The 9,998-nt window shown below is 51.9% G+C and carries 9 protein-coding genes and 1 tRNA gene; 5 read left to right on the top strand and 5 right to left on the bottom strand.

Annotation, left to right across the window (positions count from 1 at the left end):
• Positions 1-198: 198 nt before the first annotated feature.
• Positions 199-269 (bottom strand) — tRNA-Gln (locus DUE52_RS30730).
• 132 nt (positions 270-401) lie between these two features.
• Complete coding sequence (gene fabD / locus DUE52_RS30725) at positions 402-1,301, bottom strand: ACP S-malonyltransferase (RefSeq protein ID WP_114409976.1); 900 nt, start codon at positions 1,299-1,301, stop codon at positions 402-404.
• A gap of 401 nt (positions 1,302-1,702) precedes the next feature.
• Between fabD and DUE52_RS30720 the strand changes: the two genes are divergently transcribed.
• The 5 genes from DUE52_RS30720 to DUE52_RS30700 all read left to right on the top strand — a co-directional run bounded on the left by DUE52_RS30720 (position 1,703) and on the right by DUE52_RS30700 (position 6,510).
• Positions 1,703-2,437, top strand: coding sequence for a succinate dehydrogenase cytochrome b subunit (locus DUE52_RS30720; RefSeq protein ID WP_114409977.1), 735 nt, complete (start codon positions 1,703-1,705; stop codon positions 2,435-2,437).
• Positions 2,438-2,481: 44 nt separating this feature from the next.
• The gene (locus DUE52_RS30715) at positions 2,482-4,452 is read left to right on the top strand and encodes a fumarate reductase/succinate dehydrogenase flavoprotein subunit (protein ID WP_114409975.1); all 1,971 of its coding nucleotides are present in this window, start codon (positions 2,482-2,484) and stop codon (positions 4,450-4,452) included.
• Positions 4,453-4,542: 90 nt separating this feature from the next.
• Positions 4,543-5,295, top strand: coding sequence for a succinate dehydrogenase/fumarate reductase iron-sulfur subunit (locus DUE52_RS30710; protein WP_114409974.1), 753 nt, complete (start codon positions 4,543-4,545; stop codon positions 5,293-5,295).
• A 184-nt stretch (positions 5,296-5,479) separates the two neighbouring features.
• The gene (locus DUE52_RS30705) at positions 5,480-5,740 is read left to right on the top strand and encodes a GlsB/YeaQ/YmgE family stress response membrane protein (RefSeq protein ID WP_114409973.1); all 261 of its coding nucleotides are present in this window, start codon (positions 5,480-5,482) and stop codon (positions 5,738-5,740) included.
• A gap of 101 nt (positions 5,741-5,841) precedes the next feature.
• Positions 5,842-6,510, top strand: coding sequence for a TetR/AcrR family transcriptional regulator (locus tag DUE52_RS30700; protein ID WP_114409972.1), 669 nt, complete (start codon positions 5,842-5,844; stop codon positions 6,508-6,510).
• Positions 6,511-6,800: 290 nt separating this feature from the next.
• On the opposite strand, the gene DUE52_RS30695 is transcribed toward DUE52_RS30700, so the two are convergent.
• Genes DUE52_RS30695 through DUE52_RS30685 form a run of 3 tightly spaced genes read right to left on the bottom strand, consistent with a single transcriptional unit; the run spans position 6,801 to position 9,905 of the window.
• Positions 6,801-7,895, bottom strand: coding sequence for a hypothetical protein (locus DUE52_RS30695; RefSeq protein WP_114409971.1), 1,095 nt, complete (start codon positions 7,893-7,895; stop codon positions 6,801-6,803).
• On the bottom strand, positions 7,892-8,539 hold the full coding sequence (locus DUE52_RS30690; protein ID WP_114409970.1) for an ABC transporter ATP-binding protein: 648 nt from the start codon (positions 8,537-8,539) through the stop codon (positions 7,892-7,894). The genes DUE52_RS30695 and DUE52_RS30690 overlap by 4 nt, the downstream gene beginning before the upstream one ends.
• Positions 8,540-8,549: 10 nt before the next feature.
• Positions 8,550-9,905, bottom strand: a complete 1,356-nt coding sequence (locus DUE52_RS30685; protein WP_114409969.1) for a vanadium-dependent haloperoxidase — start codon at positions 9,903-9,905, stop codon at positions 8,550-8,552.
• Positions 9,906-9,998: the final 93 nt, after the last annotated feature.

Below are 9,998 nucleotides of genomic sequence, written 5' to 3'. Positions count from 1 at the left end.
AAACACAAACCTAAAAAAATCCTACGCCCTCCACAACTTTTGCTCTTGATCCAAAACAATACAGGTTTGATCAAAAACACAAACCTAAAAAAATCCTACGCCCTCCACAACTTTTGCTCTTGATCCATCCAATCTCGTCAACTCATAAAAAAATAGGCTACCAACCTGTTTAGATCAGTAGCCTATTAAATCTGTCAGTTGCCGGGGAAGGATTCGAACCCTCACAAACAGAACCAAAATCTGTCGTCCTACCCTTAGACGACCCGGCAATTGCGAGTGCAAAGATAGCGGTTCTGCATTTAAAAAAGCAAGAAGCCCTGCAAAAAAGTTAAGAGTTAAGCGTTAAGAATTAAGAGTGGGCTGACGCGCTTTTTTAATTCTTCACTCTTCACTCTTAATTCTTAACTAGTTACGCTTTGAGTTTCGGCGGTTGGAATAATTTTCTTCACTAGACCCTGAAGCACTTTGCCGGGCCCGCATTCCACGAAAACCGTAGCACCATCGGCGCCCATCGCTTCAACCGATTGCGTCCAGCGGACGGGGGCCGTCAACTGCGCGATGAGGTTGGCTTTGATCACTTCCACATCCGTGGCCGGTTTGGCATTGACGTTCTGGTAAATCGGGCAGCGCGGATGGCTAAATGGCGTCGTCTGAATGGCCTGAGCCAGTTCTTCGCGGGCTGGTTCCATCAGGGGCGAGTGAAATGCTCCGCCCACCTGCAACAGCAGCACCCGTTTGGCACCGGCTTCTTTCAGTTTTTCACCCGCCATCCGGACACCTTCGAGCGACCCCGAAATGACGACCTGACCGGGGCAGTTGTAATTTGCCGGAATCACCACTTCCTTGAATTGCGAGGCTGTGGCCACTTCCAGGCAAATCCGTTCGATGGTGGCATCGTCGAGCCCTAGCACGGCGGCCATCGTCGACGGGTTGAGTTCACACGCTTTCTGCATGGCACTCGCCCGCTGGGCCACCAGCCGCAAACCGTCTTCGAAGGACAGACCGCCAGCGGCAACCAAAGCCGAAAATTCGCCCAGCGAATGCCCGGCCACCATAGCAGGGGCAAAATCCTCGACGGTTTGGGCCAGAATGACGGAGTGCAGAAAAATGGCGGGTTGGGTCACATTCGTTTGTTTCAGCTCCTCGTCGGTGCCTTCGAACATGATTTTCGTAATCTCGAAACCCAGAATGTGGTTGGCCTGCTCGAACAGGTATTTTGCTTTTTCGGATTGCTGGTATAAACCCAGTCCCATTCCGGGAAATTGTGCCCCCTGGCCGGGGAAAATGTATGCTTTTTTCATGATCGAATAAGGTCGTCTGGAACGGGGATTTCAGGACAAAAGTAACAGCCTTCCGGTAATTATTCCAAAAGTCATGCTTTTACCGCCGGAGCGGGAAGGGGCCGGATCCCCGAAAAGATCTAAAAATAGAAGGCGGGTATCAGAAGGAATATACGCTGTTCAGAATAGACTATACGCTGCAGGGGCTTAAAATAATCCTATTCAGGTCGTCGAATAACAAAACAAAATCGGTTTACAACCCGTTAGCCTGAGAAACGGAACAACGACCTTTTATTAATTCCAAATAAGCGTAAAAATACGGGGTTTTTTTGGTTCGAATCGCTTTGTGCTGTAGTTTTGACCTCTACGAATCGGTTAATTTTCAAGCCGGTTTACTAAACAAAAATTTCTTTACACGCTATATGTCTTGGGTAACAACAACACTTTCCAGCACCCTCGGTCGCAAAGTTGTCATGTCGCTGACGGGGCTGTTTTTGTGCTCGTTCCTGATTGTCCATTTGGTTGGGAACCTGCAATTGTTCAAAGGCGACGAAGGCCGGGCCTTCAATGAGTACAGCTACTTTATGACCCACAATCCGATCATAAAGACCATTTCCTACTTACTGTACAGTTCGATCATCGTTCATGCCCTGATGGCGCTGGTGCTCACGCGCCACAACCAGGCTTCGCGTCCCGTTAAGTATGCCTACGCAAAACCGGAAGCCAACAGCCCCTGGACTTCGCGCAACATGGGTATTCTGGGAACGATTATTCTGGTTTTCATCATCATTCACATGCGGACGTTCTGGTATACGATGCACTTCGGGCCGGTGGTGCTGAACGGCGAAACGATTACGGCCGGAAGCATTCCGCAGGTAACGTACGACGGCGAACCTATCAAAGATCTCTACGCCGTAACCGTCTTTGCCTTTTCCTACCTGTGGTATGTCGCGCTGTATGTGGTGTCGATGATCGCCCTGTCGTTTCACCTGGTACACGGTTTTCAAAGTGGTTTCCAGACGCTGGGTCTTCGTCACAAGAAATATTCTCCGCTTATTGAATTTTTGGGTACGTACGGATTTGGAATCGTCATTCCGGCTTTGTTTGCCGCCATGCCGGTTTACATTTATCTGAAAGCGCACCATATTCTTTTTTAATCAGAACAGGGTTTTATCGTACAAGTATTGAACCGTATCTGTCTATGTTAGACGTATTAGAAGAGAAAGAAACCGGGACGAAGCTGGAGTCTAAGGTTCCGGAAGGCCCCCTCGCTGAAAAGTGGGCGAAGCATAAATTTAATCTGAAGCTGGTCAATCCGGCCAACAAACGAAAATACGAGGTCATCGTGGTCGGCACCGGGCTGGCCGGAGCCTCAGCAGCGGCCGCACTGGCCGAACTGGGCTACAACGTCAAGGCGTTTTGCTTCCAGGACAGCCCCCGCCGGGCGCACAGTATTGCGGCTCAGGGTGGTATCAACGCGGCTAAAAACTACCAGAACGACGGTGACAGCGTTTTCCGGCTGTTCTACGACACCATCAAAGGCGGTGACTACCGCGCCCGCGAAGGCAACGTTCACCGGCTGGCCGAGGTCAGTGTCAACATCATCGACCAGTGTGTGGCGCAGGGTGTCCCCTTCGCCCGCGAATATGGTGGCGCCCTGGCCAACCGCTCCTTCGGTGGTTCGCAGGTTTCCCGGACGTTCTACGCGCGGGGCCAGACCGGGCAACAATTGCTGCTGGGTGCCTACAGTGCCCTGAGCCGGCAGGTTGCCAACGGAAAAGTGAAACTGTATCCGCGTACCGAAATGCTCGATGTGGTGATTGAGGGCGGTAAAGCGCGCGGAATCATCACCCGGAATCTGGTTACGGGCAAAATCGAATCGCATTCAGCGCACGCGGTTTTGCTCTGTACGGGCGGCTACGGCAACGTCTTTTACCTGTCGACCAACGCCATGGGCTCCAACGTAACGGCAGCCTGGCGGGCCCACAAAAAGGGGGCCCTGATGGCCAATCCGTGCTTCACCCAGATTCACCCGACCTGTATTCCGGTGAAAGGAAATTACCAGTCGAAACTGACGCTGATGTCGGAATCACTGCGGAACGACGGCCGGGTTTGGGTGCCTAAAACAAAAGAGATTGCCGAGAAAGTCCGGAAGGGTGAAATCAAGGCGAAAGATATCAAAGAAGAAGACCGCGATTACTTCCTGGAACGCCGGTATCCGTCGTTCGGAAACCTCGTGCCGCGCGACGTCGCTTCCCGCAACGCGAAAAATGTTTGCGACGAAGGTCGGGGCGTTGCACCGACGGGTCTGGCGGTTTACCTCGATTTTGCCGATGCAATCAAACGGGATGGCAGAAAGGTGATTGAAGCCAAATACGGCAACCTGTTCGAGATGTACGAGAAGATCGTGGATGACGATCCGTACGAAACGCCGATGAAAATTTACCCTGCTGTTCACTACACGATGGGCGGTTTGTGGGTCGACTACAACCTGATGACGAACGTTCCGGGCCTCTACGCCCTGGGCGAAGCCAACTTCTCCGACCACGGTGCCAACCGGCTGGGCGCGTCAGCGCTGATGCAGGGACTGGCCGACGGGTATTTCGTTATTCCGTATACCCTGGGTGACTATCTGGCAACGATCGGTCCGGCGGACAAAATTGCGGTCACGCACCCGGCTTTCAAGGAAGCCGAGAAGAATGTGCAGGACACGATTGCCCGCATGTTGGCCATCAAAGGCGAGAAAACCGCCGAGGAGTTCCACCGGCAGTTGGGCCACATCATGTGGGAATACTGCGGAATGGCGCGGAATGCCGAAGGGTTGAAAAAAGCCAAGAAGATGATTCAGGAGTTGAAAAAAGAATTCTGGAGCAATCTGCGCGTCACCGGCACCGATCTGGAACTGAATCCGGCGCTGGAACAGGCTTCCCGCGTGGCGGATTTCATCGAACTGGGGGAACTGATGGTCGACGATGCGCTGAACCGGAACGAATCCTGCGGAGGACACTTCCGGGAAGAATATTCAACCGAAGACGGGGAAGCCAAGCGTGATGATGAAAATTACACCTACGTAGCCGCCTGGGAATACAAAGGCCCGAATCAGCCTGAAAAGCTGCACAAGGAAGAGCTGAAGTTTGAAACCGTCAAGCTGACACAGCGGAGTTATAAATAAGGGTTTAACGTTTGAGGTTTAAGGTTTAAAGATCGATCCGGCAGGCATCCTTTTTAAACCTTAAACCTTAAACCTCAGACATAAAAAGAAATGGATATTGCCTTAAAAGTCTGGAGACAAAAAAATAGCCAAACACCAGGCAAAATGGTGGATTATAAATTGTCGGATATTTCGCCGGATATGTCTTTCCTGGAAATGTTCGATGTGTTGAATGAAGACCTGTCGCACAAAGGCGAAGAACCGGTTGCGTTCGATCATGACTGTCGGGAAGGAATCTGCGGATCCTGTTCCATGTATATCAACGGTCGGCCCCACGGTCCGCAAACCGGCACCACAACCTGCCAGTTGCACATGCGGAGTTTCAACGACGGCGACACCATTGTGGTGGAACCCTGGCGGGCGCGGGCTTTCCCGGTTCTGAAAGACTTGATTGTGGATCGCGACGCCTTCGACCGCATTGTGCAGGCCGGTGGGTATGTGTCGGTCAACACGGGTTCGGCCCCGGATGCCAACGAGATTCTGATTCCCCGCGAAGTGGCCGACGAAGCCATGGATGCGGCCCAGTGCATTGGTTGCGGAGCCTGCGTAGCGGCCTGTAAAAATGCGTCGGCGATGTTGTTCGTAGCCGCGAAAGTGTCGCACCTGGCGGTTTTGCCGCAAGGCCAGGCCGAGCACCAGTTGCGCGCCGAGCGCATGGTTGCGCAGATGGACGCCGAAGGATTTGGGGCCTGTTCATTCACGGGTGCCTGCTCGGTAGAATGTCCGAAATCAATTTCGCTGGATCACATTGCCCGGCTGAACCGTGAATACCTGGGCGCCAAACTGGCTTCGAATAACGTATAGATTTCGTTTTAAAAGCAAAATTGAAACGCCCGACCAGAATGGTCGGGCGTTTTTTTGTTACCAATTCAGGTAAATTATAACATAATATGTGACTTCGGGTGGTATTCTGCGTCTGGATTACATAAGCCACTCGGCTGAGTGGACGCAAGTAATTCACCGTAACTATACACATCGCTCTAAAGTCATGGGAATCCTCGTTACAATTTTAGTGGGTGCCGTTGCCGGCTGGCTGGCCGACCTGGTTTTCAAACGGTTTTCGTTTTCAATCTGGCTCCAGATTTTAATTGGTATCGCCGGGAGTTTTGTCGGCAGTTGGGTGTTGGGTGATGACTTGCAGGTCATGTTCGACCTGCCCGACCTGCTCGCCCGTATCCTGACGGCTTTTCTGGGCGCGCTGGTGATTCTGGGTATTGTGGCTTTCTTCAAAAGCAGACAGAATAGCTGATCGGCTTATTTTAGTCGGATCAGAAGATTTCTGTAACTACTATGTGACTTTTCCCGACGTCCTGCGTCTGATTAGTGACTGAAAGCTAACAATCTTTACCAATGGAAAAAATCAAACGCAATCGTGCGCAGACTTCGCAGAGAATCATCAATGCCCTGGAAGATGTTATCGCTGAAAAAGGCATTGATGGAATCGGAATCAACCGGATTTCTGAAAAAGCGGGTGTCAGCAAAGTACTGATCTACCGCTATTTTGGTGGGTTGGACGGCTTGCTGACGCATTACATCAAAATGGGTCGTTTATTCCCGTTACTCAGTCCGGCTACGCTGGAGCAACTGCGCCCGGTTCATGAAAATGATTTATCCAAACTCTGGTACAAACAACTCATCCATACCTACCGGTTTTTCCGGCAATTTCCGGCAGCTTTTCAGGTGTTGAAGGCAACCGTGGCCGAAACCAGTCCAATGGCTGATGAAGCCAGTGCCGCTTACGATGAAGAGCTGGCGCGCATGGTGGGGCAACTGGCGTACATCAAAGGAGCCGACTACCAGGCGGTTTCGGCCATCATGGCCGGCGCGATGTCGTATCTGACGTTGCTGTCGAAAAATAACCGCACCATCGTTGGCATCAATTTAAGTACCGAAGAGGGCTGGAATCGGGTTGAGGATGCGGTACGAATCATCTATACCGCCCTGAACCGCATGGCTGTTCAATCGGAAAAGGTATCGCTTGAGGTGCATCAAACCGGCGTTCCTACTAATTTCTGGTAATACATAGGTTCGCCCCAGTTGAAACTGGGGGCTACAAGATGCGTCATCCCTACGGGATTTTAAATCCTCCCGGGTTTAACCCACCGAAAGGATTATCAAGTCCAACGAATCCCGTAGGGATGAATCATTTTGTAGGAGTGGGATTTAACCCGCCGAAAATCAAGTCCAACGAATCCCGTAGGGATGGATCATTTTGTAGGGGTGGATTTAACCCGCCGAAATGGTATAATCAAGTCCAACGAATCCCGTAGGGATGAATCGATTGAAGTTTTCTTGAACATATAGGGGCGTTACTCTTCCCAGGACGAACGGTAATACGAGCGAATGAACAAAACCGCAGCCGCCACCAAACCGGTGACGGCCAATCCCCAAATTGGTAACCGATACATGATCAGGAGGAAGCACCCAATGAGAGGCCAGAAGAGTTGCGAGATAAACCGGTCGCGGGGCTGATGGCGGGACAGCAGTGCGGCATATTGCAGGAAAAGCAAACTAAGGCCCCAAAGCCATACGCCAAGTATTGCCGGAACCGTGACGTCAGCCGGGTGATTTTTCAGCAGCAAAACCGCTTCCGGGCCGATTACCAAAGCAAGGATTCCTGTATACCGTAGAAACCGGCTGGAAAGAGAGAATGGTAAATTCCGGAGCAACAGCAATTGGGTGGCTTCAAACTGGTATAGTTCGAAGATAATTCCGGCGTGTAAAGCCGCTGAAAGCAACATTCCCAACGACAGCAGCCGGATGTCGTACTCGTCGGTAGGATACAGAGCCAGAACCCCAATCGTTACCAGACAGGAGCCAACCTTGGTTAGAAAGAGCGTGGCCGGTTGTTCGCGGAAAAGATACCGGATAAAAAAGAGGACGTAGGGCGTGGTGAACCGTTGCCGCAGCCAGGCACCGATGTGGCCCGCAAACTGCTCCGGGTTGGGATGTCGCAACGCTCGTTCCACTAAAGGAAGCGGCAGAACCGACAGCAAGCCCATGAACACGACTACTACTACATTGGCGGTTGTTGTACCCTGCTGATTGCCAACCCAGAGCATAAAACCGCCATAGAAAACGACGGGAGCCAGCAACTGAAGGTGCAGGAAATACAGAATGGCGACCCGTTTGAAAGCTGGAACAAGCCGGAAAAGCTGGAGTAGATCGGTTTTCTGGAAAACCTGTAAACTGAACCGGATCGTGTAAACCGAATAGATTGACCAAATAATGCCATAGGCGGCCAGAAAAGCCCGGTCGTTCAGGGCGTAACTCGCCAGTGCAATATGCTCGGCTGAACTCAGAAATCCGAAGGCCAGCATCATCACGACCAGAAACAGACCGGTATTTTGCAAATAGAATTGCCTGACAATCAGCTTCTCCGGTACGGTCCACAAAGCGTTCATAAACCGGCCGCTTGGGTGATGGGTTCCAGTGTCTGATTCTGAACAACCCAGACGGAATCGACCGGCAGTTCAGACGCATCGACGTCCTGGTGCGATGACAGCAGAAAGCTGATGCCTTGTTCCCGGCTTTGCCGAATGCGGTCAATCACGGTTTTGGTGGTCGCATGATCGAGGGTAATCAATGGTTCATCGAGCAAAATCAGGCTGGGTTTTCCCAGAAAGGCCAGCACCAGCGACGTCTTTTTGAGCATGCCGCTTGAATAGGTTCCGATGGGGGTTTTGATGAAATCCCGGATTCCGAATAGGTCGATCAATTCATCGATTTGTGGATTCGGCGCCTGTTTGGTTGTTGCTACCCAGCGGATCAATTCCCAGGCCGTCAGAAATGGGGGATACAGCGGTTCGGCTTCCCCGTAATTGACCCGAAGTCGGTAGGCGACCGGTTGCTGCCGAATGTCATACTTTCCCGCTAGAACCAGACTTCCGTCGAAAGGGAGTAACCCGGCAACCGACCGAAAAAAGGTCGTTTTCCCCGAGCCGTTGCGGCCCTTCAGCCAATGAATGCCCGGAGGGAAATCGGCCTGAGAGATCGCCAACACCAGCCGGTTGTGGTATTCTTTGCGGAAATTCCGGACGGTGAGCATAGCGTCCGGATTACTTAGGCGCTACCGCCACCTCTTTCTTCGAGGTCAGTTTTTCCACCACGTATTCGCCTACTTTCCGCCCCTGCGTATTGCCGAGTTCGAGGGCGTCCCGGAAGTGAATACCACCGTACAACCGGCTATACGATGCTTCGAGAGCGGCTTCCCGGAACGATTTAAACGAACGAACGCCGTGGCCATACGGATTTTCGGTCGAATCGGTGAACGCGATGTTGTCACCATAGAGAATCGTCAGCACCTCGGCGGCTGCGGCCGAAATGACGCTGTGGCCACTGGTATACTCCGGAAACGGGGGCGTTTGCAGATACGGTGTCCACTTCGGATCGATAAATTTGTTGATGACGGTTTCGGGCCGGATGCGGTTACTGCGGTATTTTTCGTCCCAGCAACTGATAAAGCCGTCGGCAAGCGCAAAGGCGGTTAACGTATAGGCCTGTACGGTTTGGGCAAAATTGGCTTTTTGCTGCCGGGATGCCGTGGCCGCGATGGCCAGCCAGTGACCACCCGGTGTCATTTTTTTGGAAGCGTACGAAACGTGACCGGCGACGTTCATCACGAAGGCGTTATCGTCCCAGAAAAAAGCGATTTTACGTTCTTCCTCGGTTTGGCGAAGGCTCATTTGATAGACTTCATCCGCCAGTTTATAAAAAGGACTGCCTTTGGTCATGTTGTACGGAATGGCCGGCGGAGGAATAAACTGCGAGCAGGTATCCATCACCCAGCAGCGAATCTGCATCCACTTCGGCTCGGCGGCTTCCATATAGGCCGGGGGCGTCGGCACCCAGGTTCCTTCGGCGTTGGTCACCGTATGCTTGAATCCGCGCGTCTGTTTGTACGAATCCTTGCCCGCAAATTCCATGATGTGTTTTGCTACCGCTTCACCATACGCCATCGAACGCTCGATCACATCGTCGGGAACCCCAATGGCCTTATATTGCTCGTAAAAGTCTTTTTCAAAACCGTCGAACATGTCCCCGGAAAATGTCAGGTTCCGACCGACCGTCAGAAAAGCCCGGGTGCTGGCCAGCGGAAAGCAGTATTCCTGACCCGGTTCCGGTTTGGGCGGGGCGGTAAATTTCCGGAGTTTGCCCGCCAGCGATTCATAACCCGGCTGGCCCGGTAACATGGCTTCATAACCCGCCAGATTGGCGTATCCATAAATCCGGCTGGCCACCGGCGGAGAGAAAATATCGTGAATAATCACATCGGTCAATTGCTTGACACACTGGTGATAACGCTCCGGTTCAGCGGCTTTGGCATTGTATTCTTCCGGAGTGGCTTTGGGTTGGCAACCAGCAAAACTCCACAGGCATCCAATCAATAAAACCCACAGGATTCGATTTTTCATAAAGAACACTGGCAATTAATGGTACAAGAGGACTACAAATTTACCTTAAAAAAAGTATATCTGATGCACAGATCCTATGATTTCCGTCTCTTC

The organism is Larkinella punicea (genome assembly GCF_003334855.1).
GTDB lineage: Bacteria > Bacteroidota > Bacteroidia > Cytophagales > Spirosomataceae > Larkinella > Larkinella punicea.
The sequence above is the reverse complement of the archived record's forward strand: the minus strand, read 5'-3'. Positions and strand labels throughout refer to the sequence as shown.